This window comes from Streptomyces sp. NPDC005706, assembly GCF_040631045.1.
Lineage (GTDB): Bacteria > Actinomycetota > Actinomycetes > Streptomycetales > Streptomycetaceae > Streptomyces.
Map to the genome: position 1 here is coordinate 74,391 of NZ_JBEXYS010000025.1, position 14,374 is coordinate 88,764.

12 protein-coding genes are annotated in these 14,374 nt (G+C 71.3%); 1 reads left to right on the forward strand and 11 read right to left on the reverse strand.

Features of this window, described 5'->3' with window-relative positions; translation table 11 throughout:
* Window positions 1–102 precede the first annotated feature (102 nt).
* The 5 genes from trmD to ABZ478_RS29730 all read right to left on the reverse strand — a co-directional run bounded on the left by trmD (window position 103) and on the right by ABZ478_RS29730 (window position 3,148).
* Window positions 103–936, reverse strand: a complete 834-nt coding sequence (gene trmD / locus ABZ478_RS29710) for a tRNA (guanosine(37)-N1)-methyltransferase TrmD (RefSeq protein ID WP_359553970.1) — start codon at window positions 934–936, stop codon at window positions 103–105.
* On the reverse strand, window positions 933–1,478 hold the full coding sequence (gene rimM, locus ABZ478_RS29715) for a ribosome maturation factor RimM (RefSeq protein ID WP_359553971.1): 546 nt from the start codon (window positions 1,476–1,478) through the stop codon (window positions 933–935). The genes trmD and rimM overlap by 4 nt, the downstream gene beginning before the upstream one ends.
* An 83-nt stretch (window positions 1,479–1,561) precedes the next feature.
* The gene (locus ABZ478_RS29720; protein ID WP_359553973.1) at window positions 1,562–1,801 is read right to left on the reverse strand and encodes an RNA-binding protein; all 240 of its coding nucleotides are present in this window, start codon (window positions 1,799–1,801) and stop codon (window positions 1,562–1,564) included.
* 5 nt (window positions 1,802–1,806) lie between these two features.
* Window positions 1,807–2,226: a 30S ribosomal protein S16 gene (gene rpsP / locus ABZ478_RS29725; protein ID WP_358936798.1), complete on the reverse strand. Its 420-nt coding sequence runs from the start codon at window positions 2,224–2,226 to the stop codon at window positions 1,807–1,809.
* A 325-nt stretch (window positions 2,227–2,551) separates the two neighbouring features.
* A complete protein-coding gene (locus ABZ478_RS29730; protein ID WP_359553974.1) occupies window positions 2,552–3,148 on the reverse strand; it encodes a hypothetical protein in 597 nt (198 codons plus the stop codon).
* A gap of 522 nt (window positions 3,149–3,670) precedes the next feature.
* Here ABZ478_RS29730 and ABZ478_RS29735 point away from each other — a divergent pair.
* Window positions 3,671–4,555 (forward strand): class I SAM-dependent methyltransferase, encoded by an 885-nt coding sequence (locus tag ABZ478_RS29735; protein ID WP_359553975.1) that lies wholly within the window; start codon window positions 3,671–3,673, stop codon window positions 4,553–4,555.
* Between the two features lie 44 nt (window positions 4,556–4,599).
* On the opposite strand, the gene ftsH is transcribed toward ABZ478_RS29735, so the two are convergent.
* The 6 genes from ftsH to ABZ478_RS29765 form a co-directional block, all read right to left on the reverse strand.
* Window positions 4,600–6,534 carry an ATP-dependent zinc metalloprotease FtsH gene (gene ftsH / locus ABZ478_RS29740; protein ID WP_359553977.1) on the reverse strand — a complete coding sequence of 645 codons (1,935 nt, stop codon included), beginning with the start codon at window positions 6,532–6,534 and terminating at the stop codon, window positions 4,600–4,602.
* A gap of 90 nt (window positions 6,535–6,624) precedes the next feature.
* Window positions 6,625–8,172, reverse strand: a complete 1,548-nt coding sequence (gene ffh / locus ABZ478_RS29745) for a signal recognition particle protein (protein WP_359553979.1) — start codon at window positions 8,170–8,172, stop codon at window positions 6,625–6,627.
* Window positions 8,173–8,287: 115 nt separating this feature from the next.
* Window positions 8,288–10,738 carry a [protein-PII] uridylyltransferase gene (locus ABZ478_RS29750; RefSeq protein WP_359553981.1) on the reverse strand — a complete coding sequence of 817 codons (2,451 nt, stop codon included), beginning with the start codon at window positions 10,736–10,738 and terminating at the stop codon, window positions 8,288–8,290.
* Between the two features lie 26 nt (window positions 10,739–10,764).
* Complete coding sequence (locus tag ABZ478_RS29755; protein ID WP_100828472.1) at window positions 10,765–11,103, reverse strand: P-II family nitrogen regulator; 339 nt, start codon at window positions 11,101–11,103, stop codon at window positions 10,765–10,767.
* The gene (locus ABZ478_RS29760) at window positions 11,100–12,449 is read right to left on the reverse strand and encodes an ammonium transporter (protein WP_359553982.1); all 1,350 of its coding nucleotides are present in this window, start codon (window positions 12,447–12,449) and stop codon (window positions 11,100–11,102) included. The genes ABZ478_RS29755 and ABZ478_RS29760 overlap by 4 nt, the downstream gene beginning before the upstream one ends.
* 331 nt (window positions 12,450–12,780) lie before the next feature.
* Entirely contained in the window at window positions 12,781–14,259 is a 1,479-nt protein-coding gene (locus tag ABZ478_RS29765; protein WP_359554004.1) for a hypothetical protein, read from the reverse strand.
* Window positions 14,260–14,374 lie beyond the last annotated feature (115 nt).

Sequence of the window (14,374 nt, forward strand, 5' to 3'; positions counted from 1 at the left end):
TCAACGGGAACTAGGTTTCCATGAGGACTGCCGTGCGAGTCGGTGCGGGCGTCGTGTCCCCCTGTGGCAGGGGCGCACGCCGGACGGACGCACAACAGCGGCCTATTGTTCCATGCCGTCGGCTCGGCGCCAAAACCGGCCGTACGGCTCCCCCTGCGGGTCCGGTTGCCAGCCCAGGATGGAGAGCATCTCCCGGTCCTTCTTGTCGAAGGCCTTGGGGTCGCAGCGCTCGATCAGGTCGGGCCGGTGGGCCGTGGTGCGCCGCAGGGCCTCGTCGCGGCGCCAGCGGGCGATCCGGCCGTGGTGGCCGCTGAGCAGCGTCTCGGGGATGTCCCGGCCGCGCCAGACGGGCGGCTTGGTGTAGACGGGGCCTTCCAGCAGGCCGGCCATCGCGCCGGGCGCGAAGGAGTCGTCCCGGTGGGACTCGGCGTTGCCGAGGACGCCGGGCAGCAGCCGCGCCACGGCCTCGGTGACGACCAGGACGGCCGCCTCGCCGCCGGCGAGCACGTAGTCGCCGATGGAGACCTCGTGGACGGGCATCCGGGTCGCGTACTCGTCCATGACGCGCCGGTCGATGCCCTCGTAGCGGGCCGGTGTGAAGATCAGCCAGGGGCACTCGGAGAGTTCGACCGCCAGTTCCTGGGTGAAGGGACGGCCACTGGGGGTGGGCACGATCAGCGCGGGGGTCCGGGCGCCGGTCTCGTAGCCGTCGGCGAGCACCGTGTCGAGCGCGTCGCCCCAGGGCCCGGTCTTCATGACCATGCCGGGGCCGCCGCCGTAGGGGGTGTCGTCGACCGTGTTGTGCCGGTCGTACGTCCACGCGCGCAGGTCGTGCACGTGGACGTCGAGTTGCCCGCGCGCGCGTGCCTTGCCGACGAGGGAGACGTTCAGCGGCTCGAGGTACTCGGGGAAGATCGTGACGACGTCGAGCCTCATGCGTCCTCCTCCCGGGAGGAGGCGATCTCGGCGGCGTCGTCGATCAGGCCGGGCGGGGGCGCGATGACGGCCTTCTGCTCCTCGAGGTCGATCTCGGTCACGATCTCCTCCACGAAGGGGATCATCACCTCGCTGCCGTCCGGGCGCTCGACGATGAACAGGTCCTGGGAGGGCAGGTGCGAGATCTCGGTGATCCGGCCGACCTCCGTACCGTCCTCGGTGACCACGTCGAGGTCCATGAGCTGATGGTCGTAGTACTCGTCCTCACCCTCGGGCAGTTCCTCGGGGTCGATCTCGGCGATCAGCAGGGTGTTGCGCAGGGCCTCGGCGGCGGTGCGGTCGCCGACGCCCTCGAAGCGCAGCAGGAGGCGGCCGCTGTGCACCCGGCCGGTGGCGATGGTGAGCGGTCCGGCGGAGGCCGGGTCGGTGGCCAGAACGGCTCCCGGACCGAGCCGCAGCTCCGGCTCGTCGGTACGTACCTCGACGGTGACCTCGCCCTTGATGCCGTGGGCGCGTCCGATCCGTGCGACTACCAGCTGCACTGTGCTTGCTCTCCTGTCATACGACTACGGGCCGGGGACGGCCCAGTGGCCCTCCCCGGCCCGAGCCGGTGCTGCGATAAGCGTCAGCGGACGTGGTCCATGTCGACGAGGTCGACGCGGACACCGCGACCGCCGATGGCACCCACGACGGTGCGCAGAGCGCGCGCGGTACGGCCGTTGCGGCCGATCACCTTGCCGAGGTCGTCGGGGTGGACCCGGACCTCCAGCACGCGCCCGCGGCGCAGGTCACGCGAGGCGACCTGCACATCGTCAGGGTTGTCGACGATGCCCTTCACGAGGTGCTCAAGCGCCTCTTCGAGCATGGTGCTCAGGCCTCGGTCGACTCGGACTCGGCAGCGGCCTCGTCCTTCTTCTCAGCCTTCTTCTTCTGGGTGATGGCCTCACCCTTGCCCTCGTCGTCACCGCCGAGAGCCTCGAACGACGGACGCGTGGACTTCGGCTCGGCGACGAGCAGCGGCGCGGGAGCCGGCTCGCCCTTGAACTTCTGCCAGTCGCCGGTCTTCTTCAGGATGGCGAGAACGGGCTCGGTCGGCTGAGCGCCGACACCCAGCCAGTACGCCACACGCTCGGCGTCCACCTCGATGACCGACGGGTTGTAGGTCGGGTGGTACTTGCCGATCTCCTCGATGGCCCGGCCGTCACGGCGGGTACGGGAGTCGGCGACGACGATGCGGTAGTGAGGCGAACGGATCTTGCCCAGACGCTTCAGCTTGATCTTGACTGCCACGGGAGTGGACTCTCCTGATTTTGACGTGGTTGGGCACGGCGAACAGCCGCGTGGGGTTGCGGTACCCGAGTGCCCGATGGACGCGTCAGCCGGAGGAGAGAGGGGTCCTGTGCGACTGTCGAGTACAGCTAGACATTGTGCCATACCGATCGGGTCGCACTCCGCCACGGGGTACGGGGTGATCCCGGGCATGCCCGAGCGGCACCCGGCGCGGGGGTGAGGCCACGTCGGGTGCGCCGCTCGGCGCCGCGAGGTGCCGTCGGCAGCCGCGCGGGGACGAGCCCGCTTCCGGCACCCACGAGATGCCGGTACTCGCGGCTCGCCGCTACGCCACTCCCACGACCTCCGGGATCCGGAACGGCTTGCCGCAGCCACCGCACATGATGGGGGCCTGGGCCAGGACCGAGGGCACCACCCGGACGTTGCGGCCGCAGTCGCAGACCGCCTTGACACGGACGCCGCCGCCCGAGGAGCCGTGACGGGCGGCCGGGCCGCGGAAGGTGCGGGAGGTGTCGGCGGAGGTGGCCGCCGTGTGGGCCTTCAGGGCGCGCTGGAGGCGCTCGATGGTCGGACGGTAGCGCCGCTTCGCCTCGGGATTGAGCGTGACCAGCGAGAAGCCGCTGCTGGGATGCGGCTCCTCGGGGTGGTCCAGGCCCAGTTCCTCGGCGATCGCGAGGAAGCGGCGGTTGTGGTAGCGGCCGGCGCGGGAGGTGTCGCGGACACCGCGGGCGGCGGCGATGCCGTGGACGGCCTCGTGGAGCAGGCGCTCGAAGGAGAGTTCGTGACCGCACGCGGACGACGACTCCCCGATCAGGGACTCTGGCGCGGCAAGGTCGGGCAGTTCGGGGTGGTACCGCTGAATGTCGGCCCACGCCTCTGCCAGCTCTGCGGCGAGAACAGGTGGTGTCTGTGTCGTGCTCACGTAATGACAACGAGCGTGGGTGCCACTGTGTTCCTATTCCGGGGCATCCCAAATAATTTGCACTTACCCGTCAGTTGCCTCTGATGCGTCCTGACGAGGGCGGGTGCGCTGATCTGCGGAGAAGCCTCACAGCTCATACCAAGCCGGTGCGTAGTCCGACGTACGACGCGGCGTGTAAGCGGTGCTGTGGCGGTGGGCCGCGGTTGCGCAAGGCGCGTTTCGGTCGCTCTCGCGTGAGGCCGTCACCTCTGTCTGCGTCCGCGCCGATCGTGACGTTACCGGGTGGCTCCGCGCCCCTCGTCACCGGCCCGTCCCTCGCGGGAGCGGACACCGTACGGTCGCCGGGGTTGCGGGGATGTGAAATCTCGCCACTTGTGCGCTCAGCCCCCAAGCAGGGCCCCACGACCCCTGGACGGCTTCGCGAGCCGGGAGTTACCTGACGGTGGAGGGTGCGAGCGATCGGCACGGGGGCCTCGCAATCGGGCACTGCGACGAACTGTCGGCGGATTGGGGCGCTTACCTATGACACCTACGCTCGTGCGGGAGCACTTGTCCCACCCGGGTTCCGTACCACCCGGCGTGAACCCGTGCGCACGCGCGCGTGACTGGTCCGAGATCCAGGAGCGCATGCTGGTCCCGCTCTACGAGGCCGTCTACGAGCGGCTCGAGGTGGGTCCGGCGACACGGCTGCTGGGCCTGCACTGCGGCTCCGGTCTCGCCCTGCTGATGGCGTCCTCCAGAGGGGCCGCCGTGACCGGCGTCGACTCCTGCCGGGAACTGCTAACCCTCGCGCGCGAGCGCCTGTCACCGGACGCGGCGCGCGGCACGCGCGCGCGTGCCGGCGGAGGAACGGGCAGGGGCGCGGGCACGCATCTCGTGGAGGATCTACCGGGCGACCGGGCCGGCGCGGAGGCACCCGCGTACACCCTGATGACCGTCTTCGAGCCGATCGGCTGTCTGGCGGGTGACTCCGAGGGCCTGGGCGGCCTGCTCGCGGGCGCGCTGCCGCTGGCCGCGCGCGGGGCGGCCGTGGTGCTGGCCGGGTGGGGCCCGCCGGAGCGCTGCGCCACCTCCTCGGTGCTGCGGGTGGCGACGAAGCTCGCCGATCCGCTGCGCAGCCCGGGCAGCTGGCGGCCGGCCCGCCGTGACGACCTGGAGGAGGCCGCCCAGCGGGCCGGGCTGAAGCCGGACGGTTCGGGACGGGTGGCCTGCCCGTTCGGGTACGCCGATGTCGACAGCGCCGTACGCGGCCTGCTGTCGACCGGACTCTTCGACGCGGCGATCGCGGCCACCGACCGCAAGCAGGTGGACAAGGAGCTGGCGGAGGCGCTGCATCCGTACCGGCGCGCGGACGGGACGGTGTGGATGCCGAACGTCTTCCGCTATCTGGTCGCCCGCGTGCCGTAGCCGCGCTTCCCCCGCCGGTACGCCGGCCTGTCCTGTCCTGTCCCCTAAGCCGTGTCCTTGCTCAGGCGGGTGATGCCGGCGATCCGGTAGGCGTCCGCCTCCTCCAGGGTCTCGTTCTCCAGCAGGGCGTGTGCCAGCGCGTCCAGCCGGCCACGGTGGTCGCGCAGCTTCTGGCAGGCCTCCTCGTAGCACTCGTCGACGATGCGGCGCATCTCGGAGTCGATCACGTCGAGGGTCTGCGGGGCGGCCGACAGCCCGTACGCCTGCTGGGCGTCGCTGGGGAGCGCGGAGAGCCGGCCGACGCGCTCGCTCATGCCCCAGCGGGCCACCATCCCGCGCGCGATGTTGGTGACCTGCTCGAGGTCGCTCTCGGCGCCGGTGGTGACGACTCCGTAGACGACCTCCTCCGCGGCCATGCCGCCGAGCGCGCCGATGATGCGGCCGCGCAGATAGCCCTCCGAGTGCGCGTACCGCTCCACCTCGGGCGTGGACATGGTCACTCCGAGCGCCCGGCCGCGCGGCACGATGGTGATCTTGCGGACCGGGTCGGCGCCGGTCTGGAGCATGCCGAGCAGGGCGTGGCCGCTCTCGTGGTAGGCGGTGCGGCGGCGGTCCTCCTCGGGCATCACCAGGGTGCGCTCGGCGCCGAGCTGGACCTTCTCCAGCGCTTCGGACAGGTCCGCCCGCGTCACCTGCTCCTGTTTGCCCTTGACCGCGAGCAGCGCGGCCTCGTTGGCGAGATTGGCCAGATCCGCACCCGTCATACCGGGCGTCACCCGCGCCAGCTGGGCCAGGTCCACATCGCCGGCGAGCGGCATCTCCCGGGTGTGGATCCGCAGGATCGCCTCGCGTCCGCCGCGGTCCGGCGGGGACACGCTGACCACCCGGTCGAAACGGCCGGGCCGGGTCAGCGCCGGGTCGAGGATGTCCGCGCGGTTGGTCGCCGCGATGACGATCACACCCTCGGAGCCGGAGAAGCCGTCCATCTCGGTGAGGATCTGGTTCAGGGTCTGCTCGCGCTCGTCGTGGCCGCTCATCGAGGCGCCGCCGCCGCGCACCCGTCCGATGGTGTCGATCTCGTCGATGAAGATGATCGACGGCGCCACCTTGCGGGCCTCGGCGAACAGCTCACGGACCCGGGACGCGCCGACACCGACGATCATCTCGATGAACTCGGACGCCGAGGCCGAGAAGAACGGCACGCCGGCCTCGCCCGCGACCGCGCGCGCGAGCAGGGTCTTGCCGGTGCCCGGGGATCCGGCGAGCAGGACCCCGCGGGGCAGCTTGGCGCCCATCCGGCGGTAGGTGTCGGGGTACTTGAGGAAGTCGACGACGTCGTCCAGCTCGCCCTTGACCTCGTCGATGCCGGCCACGTCGGCGAAGGTGGTGCGCCCGGTGCCGGGCCGCAGCTCGACCGGTCTGGGCGGCGCCTTGCGTCCGAACATGCCGCCCGCGCCGCCCAGTCCGGAGCCGACCCGCCGGGCGATGAAGATCCACACGGCGGCCAGCAGCACGATCGGGATCAGGGAGATCAGCAGGTTGGACAGGAGCCCGCGCTCCTGTACGACCGGGCGGGCCGTCACGGTGACGCCGTGGCTGCTCAGGTTCTGCCACAGCTTGTCGTCGGCGAAGGCGGGCCGCTGCGTCCGGAACTTGGTGTAGTCGCCGCCGCCGTCGGGGTTGGCCCGGGGGCTCTTGAGCTGGCCCTGGATCGCGTCGCCCTTGGAGTAGATCTTGGCGACATTGCCGGCGCCGACCTCCCGGCTGAACTCCGTGTAGGAGATCGTCGGCTCGTTTCCCCGGCCCAGGTAGTTGAGGCCGACGTACGCCAGCAGGAAGACGATCACCGCGGTGACGAGCAGGCCCCACCACTTGCCGCCGCGCAGTCCGCCGCCGGACCGCCGGGGCGTCTCGTCCGGAGTGCCCTCGGCGCGCCACGGCTGGTCAGGGGCCTTGCGGGGTGGCGCCGCATTGCTCATACCTGGACGTTACGGCACCACGCCTGCCTCGGCATGCGCTGAGGGCGCCCCCCGGTTCAGGGGGGCGCCCTCAGCGCCGTACCGCGGGCGTCAGCCCATGAACTTCTTGAACTCGTCCGGCAGCTCGAACTCCTGGCCGCCCTGCTGCGGCAGCCCGAAGGCGCCGCCCTCGGCGGCCGCGGCGCGCCGGGCCGCCTCCTCCTGCTCCTGCTGCTTGCGCTTCATCGGGTTGCCGGAGCGCTGCTTGCCCTTGGCCTTCTTCGGCTGCTTCTTGGTCCGGCCGGGGCCACCGCCCATGCCCGGGATCCCCGGCATGCCGGGCATACCGCCGCCCTGTGCCATGCGGGACATCATCTTGCGGGCCTCGAAGAACCGCTCGACGAGGTTCTTCACCGCGCTGACGTCGACACCGGAACCCTTGGCGATACGGGCGCGACGGGAGCCGTTGATGATCGTCGGGTCCTGGCGCTCGACCGGGGTCATCGACTTGATGATCGCGGCGGTGCGGTCGACGTCCCGCTCGTCCAGGTTGTTGATCTGGTCCTTGATCTGGCCCATGCCCGGGAGCATGCCGAGCAGCTTGGAGATGGAGCCCATCTTCCTGACCTGCTCCATCTGGGCCAGGAAGTCGTCCAGGGTGAAGTCCTGGCCCTTCTTGGACGCCAGCTTCGAGGCCATCTTGGCGGCCTCTTCCTGGCTGAAGGTCTTCTCCGCCTGCTCGATCAGGGTGAGCAGGTCACCCAGGTCGAGGATGCGGGAGGCCATCCGGTCCGGGTGGAACGCGTCGAAGTCGTCGAGCTTCTCGCCGTTCGACGCGAACATGATCGGCTTGCCGGTGATCTGGCGGATCGACAGGGCGGCACCACCGCGGGCGTCACCGTCGAGCTTGGAGAGCACCACGCCGTCGAAGCCGACGCCGGCGCTGAAGGCCTCGGCGGTGTTGACGGCGTCCTGGCCGATCATCGCGTCGACGACGAACAGGATCTCGTCCGGGGAGACGGCGTCGCGGATGTCCGCGGCCTGCTGCATCATCTCCTGGTCGATACCCAGACGGCCGGCGGTGTCCACGATCACGATGTCGTGGACCTTGGTCCGCGCGTGCTCGATGGAGTCCTTGGCGACCTTGACCGGGTCGCCGACACCGTTGCCCGGCTCCGGCGCGTAGACGGCGACACCGGCGCGCTCGGCGACGACGCTGAGCTGGTTCACGGCGTTCGGGCGCTGGAGGTCGGCGGCTACGAGCAGCGGCGAGTGGCCCTGCTCCTGGAGCCACTTGCCGAGCTTGCCCGCGAGGGTGGTCTTACCGGCACCCTGCAGACCCGCGAGCATGATCACGGTGGGGGGCTGCTTGGCGAAGCGCAGTCGGCGGGTCTCGCCGCCGAGAATGGTCACCAGTTCGTCGTTGACGATCTTGAGGACCTGCTGGGCGGGGTTCAGCGCCTTGGAGACCTCGGCGCCGAGCGCGCGCTCCTTGACGTTCTTGATGAACGACCGGACGACGGGCAGGGCCACGTCGGCTTCGAGAAGTGCGATGCGGATCTCGCGCGCCGTGGCGTCGATGTCCGCTTCGCTCAGTCGGCCTTTCCCACGGAGGTTCTTGAAGGTCGCACTGAGGCGGTCGGAGAGGGTATCGAACACGGCGGCGTCGGTCCTCGGAAGTCGGGGGCGTTCTGGGCTGCCCTCCAGGATATCCGCCCGGAGAGCCGATATCCCCCGCCCGCCCCACACAGCGGACGGGGAGCGGCACCTCACGTCATCCGCGCAACGTCTCCTCCAGCACCTCGGCCGTCGACGCCGCGTCCTGCGGTGGCAGCGGCGCCCCGGTGCCCGTCGTCACATAGAAGGCGTCGACCGCGTTGGCGCCCAGGGTGCTGACATGCATGCTGCGCACCCGCACCGCCGCCTTCTCCAGCGCCATCCCGATCCGGAACAGCAGGCCGGGGGCGTCCTGCGCGCGTACCTCGATCACCGTGGCGTGGTGGGAGGCCGCCGGGGCCACCGTGACCCGTGGCGGCGGGGCCACCTGGCCGCGGCGGCGCGGATAGGCCGCGTCCCGCTCGGCGAGGCGGCCGGCGATGTCGAGGGAGCCGTCGAGGGCCCGGACCAGGTCGGCGCGCAGCCGGGTGGCCTGCGGCAGGGAGCCGTACTCGGCCGCGACCCGCCAGTTCAGCAGCAGGACCGAGGCGTCTTCGACGTCGTGGGGCAGGCGCAGGGCGCGCAGCCCGGCCGTGCGGACGGTCAACCGGTGCACGGCGAGGACACCGGCGACCGCCGGCAGCACGCCCGGCTGGTCCGGTACCGCGATGAGCAGCTCGACGCCGAGCGGTTCGGGTTCGCCCGGGGCCTCCTCCACGGGTGCCGGTTCGGGCTGCGCGCGCAGCGCTAGGACGGGACTGCCGGTGCGGAAGGCCTCGATGGCGAGGCGTTCCTGCTCGGCGGTGGGCGCGGCGGGCTCGGGTTCCTCGGCCGTGTCGCCGGCCAGGACGGCGGCCACGCGGCGCACCAGGTCGGCGACGAGGGAGCCGCGCCAGGTGGACCAGGCGGCGGGGCCGGTAGCGAGCGCGTCGGCCTCGGTGAGGGCGTGCAGCAGTTCCAGGGTGCTCTGGCTGCCGACGGCCTCGGCGACCGAGTGGACGGTGGCGGGGTCGTCCAGGTCACGCCGGGTGGCCGTCTCGATCAGCAGCAGATGGTGCCGGACGAGCGTGGAGAGCACGGTGACGTCGGCGCGGTCGAAACCGATCCGCGCGGCCACGTCCTTGGCGATGATCTCGCCGGCCACGGAGTGGTCGCCGGGCCAGCCCTTGCCGATGTCGTGCAGCAGCGCGGAGACGAGGAGCAGGTCGGGGCGGCTGACGCGGCGGGTCAGCTCGGAGGCGCGGACCGCGGTCTCGATCAGGTGCCGGTCCACGGTCCAGATGTGGACTGCGTTGCGCTGGGGCCGGCAGCGGACCCGGTCCCAGTCGGGCAGGAGCCGGCTGATCAGGCCTTCCGCCTCCAGCGCCTCCCAGACGTCGATGGTCGGGCGGCCGGAGCCGAGCAGCGTGACCAGTTGCTCGCGGGCCTCGGCGGGCCAGGGCGTGGGCAGCGGGCGTGTGGTGGCGGCCATGCGCCGTACGGCGTGCAGGGAGAGCGGAAGGCCGGCCTGGGCCGCGGCGGCCGCGGCGCGCAGCGGCAGTACGGGGTCGCGTTCGGGGCGGGCGGCGCGGGCGAGCACCACCTCGCCGTCCTGTTCGACCACGCCCTCGGCCAGCGGCGACCGCTCGGTGACCGGTTTCCCGCCGCCCAGCATGGCGCGCAGGCGCGGGCGGACGGCGCGCGAGCGCAGCACGCGCCCCACCTCGCGCCAGGTGACGTCGCTGGCGTACGAGATGACCCGCGCCGCCTCGTACACCTGGCGCAGCAGGGTGTCGGCGTCCAGCAGGCCGAGTCCGGCCGCGACCTGGTCCTGCTCCTGGAGTGCGAGCCGGTCGGTGGCGCGGCCGGTGGCCAGGTGCAGGGCGTCCCGGACGTCGAGCAGACGCCGGCGGGCGTCCGCGAGGCCCTCGCGCGGGGCGTCGGCGAGCCAGGAGGCGGCCACGGCGCGCAGGGCGGTGGCGTCCCGGAGGCCGCCGTGGGCCTCCTTGAGATCGGGTTCCAGCAGGTACTGCAGCTCGCCCTGCCGTTCGGCGCGCTCGGCGCAGAGTTCCTGCAGCTCGGGGAGGCGTTTGGGGGCCTGGTTGCGCCAGTCGGCCAAGACGGCGGTGCGCAGTGCGGCGGTGAGGCCGAGGTCGCCGGCGAGGTGCCGGGCGTCCAGCAGGCCGAGCTGGACCTTCAGGTCCTCACCGGCCGTTCGGCGGGCCTCGGCCGGCGTGCGCACCGAGTGGTCGAGGGCGAGGCCGAGGTCCCAGACCGGGTACCAGAGGCGGTCGGCCAGGGCGGCGATCGCGCCGGGATCACCGCCGTCGTGGAGCAGCACGAGGTCGAGGTCGCTGCGCGGGGACAGTTCCCCGCGGCCGTAGCCGCCGACGGCGACGAGCGAGACACCTCCGAGTTCCCCGGCCGCGGCCGTGAAGAGGCCGGAGAGCCAGTCGTCGGTCAGCTCGGCGAGCGCGGAACGGCGCGGCGGCCCGGACCGCGCCTCCTCGGTGAGGAGGCGCAGCCGGGCCGCCGCGTAGCCGCCGGGTCCCGAGTCGTCCGTCTCTTTTCGCACATCCGTACCCGTCACCCAGCCACTCCTGTCCTCGCGTCGTGTCAGAGCGCGTCCGGGCCGCGCTCGCCGGTGCGGACCCGTACGGCCGTCTCCACCGGCAGCGACCAGACCTTGCCGTCACCGATCTTGCCGGTGCGGGCCGCCTTGACGATGACCTCGACCAGCTGCTCGGCGTCGTCGTCCTCGGCCAGTACCTCGATACGGATCTTCGGAACCAGGTCGACCGTGTACTCGGCACCGCGGTAGACCTCGGTGTGGCCTCGCTGACGACCGTAACCGCTGGCCTCGGTGACCGTCAGTCCGTGGACGCCGAAGGCCTGAAGGGCCTCCTTGATCTCATCCAGCCGGTGCGGCTTGACGACGGCGGTGATGAGCTTCATGCGTCCACCTTCTTGGAGGGCTTGGCGGCCGCGGCCGGGCCGGAGGCGGGAGCGGAGGAGCCGATGACACCGCCGCCGGTGCCGCTGAAGTCGTAGGCGCTCTCGGCGTGCTCGGCCTGGTCGATGCCGGAGATCTCCTCGTCCTCGGTGACTCGCATGCCGATCGTCCTGTCGATCAGGAAGGCGAGGACGGCGGAGGCCACCAGGGAGTAGGCGAGGACCGCGAAGACGCCGGCGCACTGCTTCCACAGCTGGTCGAAGGAGTGGTCGCCGTAGAAGACGCCGGTGGCGTCGGACTGGCCCTTGCCGGTGGCGAAGAAGCCGATGAGCAGTGAGCCGATGATGCCGCCGACCATGTGGACGCCGACGACGTCGAGGGAGTCGTCGTAGCCCCACTTGAACTTCAGGCCGACGGCCGCGGCGCAGGCGACACCGGCGATGGCGCCGACGGCGATCGCGCCGAGCGGGGAGACCGCGCCGCCCGACGGGGTGATCGCGACCAGGCCGGCGACCGCGCCGGAGGCGGCGCCCAGGGTGGTGAACGCGCCGTGGCGGATCTTCTCGTAGGCGAGCCAGGCGAGCATGGCGGCGGCGGTGGCGACCTGCGTGTTCACGAACATCAGCGCGCCGACGCCGTCGTCGTTGCCGAGCCAGGAGCCGGCGTTGAACCCGAACCAGCCGAACCACAGCAGACCGGCGCCGAGCATCACCAGCGGGAGGCTGTGCGGGCGCATCGGGTCCCTCTTGAAGCCGACCCGCTTGCCGATGACCAGGATGACGCCGAGGGCCGCGGCACCGGCGTTGATGTGGACCGCGGTACCGCCGGCGAAGTCGATCACGCCGAGCTTGTAGGCCCAGCCGTCGGCGCCCCAGACCCAGTGGGCGACCGGGACGTAGACGATCGTGGCCCACAGCGCGATGAACAGCGACCAGGCCGAGAACTTGACGCGGTCGGCGAGGGCGCCGCTTATCAGGGCCGGCGTGATGATGGCGAACATCAGCTGGAAGACCATGAAGACGTAGACCGGGATCGTGTAGCCGTCCCAGAGCTCCGTCAGCCCGATGTTGCTGAGGCCGAGCCAGTCGGCGTTCCATCCGAGCAGGCTGGATCCCGAGCCGAAGGCGAGGGAGAAGCCGTAGAGCACCCAGAGGATGGTGATGATGCCCATACTGATGAAGCTCATCATCAGCATGTTCAGGGTGCTCTTGACGCGGACCATGCCTCCGTAGAAGAAGGCCAGGCCCGGGGTCATGATCAGTACCAGGGCGGAACAGATGAGCATGAAGCCTGTGTTCGCGGCGGACAACTTGGGTGCCTCCGCGGCAAGCGTGATGGCTGGTGCCATCGGCGTCTCCTCGTCGGTTGGTACGGCCCCGTGCGGGCGGTGCCTGAGCGGTCCGGTCGGGTGAGGGGTGGGCCGGTTATGCGCCATGAGACTGGCGCAGCGCGGTTTCGGTGGAAGCCCCTCGTTGTTTCGCCGGGGTGACGAAGGCGCCCTGCGTGTTACGGGTCGATGAAGAGCGAGATGTCGGGCCGCGGGATCGTTATCGTGGCGCAACCTTCGCGGTGCGAAAGAAACCGGCCGCGGCGGGCCTCTCCGATGACCTGGCGCGGGGGAGCCGAGTCGGGCGGTTCGGGAGGACCGGCCGCGGCCGGGGCATGGGTGTCCTGCGGGGTCAGACGGCCTCCGCGGCCTCGGGCAGGTCCACGGCGAGCTGGTCGGAGAGGTCGACGACGGCGGTGAGGTCGCCGAAGTCGCGCACGGCGGTGTCGACCGTCTTGCGGATCCGGGTGTTCACCCGCTCGGAACGCACCTTCTTGGCGACCCGCATGGCGTCGGAGGCGTACTGGGTGCTCTGCTCGGGCTCGCGCCGCAGCAGGTGCACGGTGGCCATGCCGATCAGGTTCAGCGCATACGACCGCTGGTGCTCGTGGTCCTTGGCGAACAGCTCAACCGCCCGCTCCATCAGCGGCTGGGCCAGGGAGGCGTAGGTGGGACTGCGGCCGGCCACGTAGGCGAGGTCGCGGTAGGAGTGCGAGTTCTCCGCGAACAGTTCCGCCTCGGAGAAGAAGCGGATCCAGTCGGGGTCCGGCTCGTCCCACTCGTCGGCGTCGGCGAAGGTGTCCTCGGCCATGCGGACGGCCCGCTTGCACTTCCCGGGCTGGCCCATGTTGGCGTAGGCGCGGGCCTCCATCGCATACAGCATGGCCTGGGTGCGCGGACTGGCGCAGTCGCGGCTGCCGTACTGCGCGAGATGGATCAGCTCCAGGGCGTCGTCGGGCCGGCCGAGATGGATCATCTGGCGGCTCATGTTGGACAGGACGTAGGAGCCGAGCGGTTTGTCGCCGGCCTCCTTCGCGGCGTGCAGGGCGAGGACGAAGTACTTCTGCGCGGTGGGCTGGAGTCCCACGTCGTACGACATCCAGCCCGCGAGTTCGGCAAGTTCGGCGGCGACCTTGAAGAGCTTGCGGCTGGTGGCCTCGGGCTGGGGCTCCTGAAGCAGGTCGGTGACCTCGTGGAGCTGGCCGACGACCGCCTTGCGCCGCAGGCCGCCGCCGCACTGGGCGTCCCACTGGCGGAACATCCGGGTGGTGGACTCCAGCAGGTCCAGCTCCGGCCTGGACAGCCTGCCCGGCCTGCGGGAGTCGAGGACGGTCTCGGGCGCCGGCGGGGCCGGCGAGGAGGGGGACGGCACGAGCCAGCGCTGCAGGGGCTCGACCAGGGACGGGCCCGCGGCCAGGGCCAGCGAGGTCCCGAGGAAGCCGCGCCGCGCCAGCATGAGGTCGCTGCGCGAGAACTCGCTGAGCAGGGCCACCGCCTGCGGACCCGTCCAGGGCAGGTCGACGCCGGACGCGGAGGGTGACTGGCGGACGGCGCGCAGGCCGAGGTCCTCGATGGAGACGACACAGCCGAAGCGCTCGGAGAAAAGCTCGGAGAGGATCCGCGGGATCGGCTCGCGCGGGTTCTCGCCGTCGAGCCAGCGCCGCACCCGCGAGGTGTCCGTGGAGATGTGGTTGGCACCCAACTGACGTGCCCTGCGGTTCACTTGGCGGGCCAGTTCACCCTTGGACCAGCCGCTGCGCACGAACCACGAGCCGAGCAGCTCGTTGGGGCGCTTGTCAGCGTTCGTCCCGCTTCCGCCGTTGCCGCCCACTGGCACGCCCCCATCCCTGAGACCACTTGCCGCCGAGTGCGCCAAGCCCTATCAGAATGCCGGTAAATAGGGCCTCCCGTCCGCCGGTTCTCACCCTTCGAACGAACCGACGGCT

What these genes read in the sequence shown, in the direction of transcription:
- trmD (WP_359553970.1), bottom strand. Translation starts at nt 936, where the DNA reads ATGAGGCTCGACGTCGTCACGATCTTCCCCGAGTACCTCGAGCCGCTG.
- ABZ478_RS29720 (WP_359553973.1), bottom strand. Translation starts at nt 1,801, where the DNA reads ATGCTCGAAGAGGCGCTTGAGCACCTCGTGAAGGGCATCGTCGACAAC.
- ABZ478_RS29735 (WP_359553975.1), top strand. Translation starts at nt 3,671, where the DNA reads ATGACACCTACGCTCGTGCGGGAGCACTTGTCCCACCCGGGTTCCGTA.
- ftsH (WP_359553977.1), bottom strand. Translation starts at nt 6,534, where the DNA reads ATGAGCAATGCGGCGCCACCCCGCAAGGCCCCTGACCAGCCGTGGCGC.
- ABZ478_RS29755 (WP_100828472.1), bottom strand. Translation starts at nt 11,103, where the DNA reads ATGAAGCTCATCACCGCCGTCGTCAAGCCGCACCGGCTGGATGAGATC.
- ABZ478_RS29760 (WP_359553982.1), bottom strand. Translation starts at nt 12,449, where the DNA reads ATGGCACCAGCCATCACGCTTGCCGCGGAGGCACCCAAGTTGTCCGCC.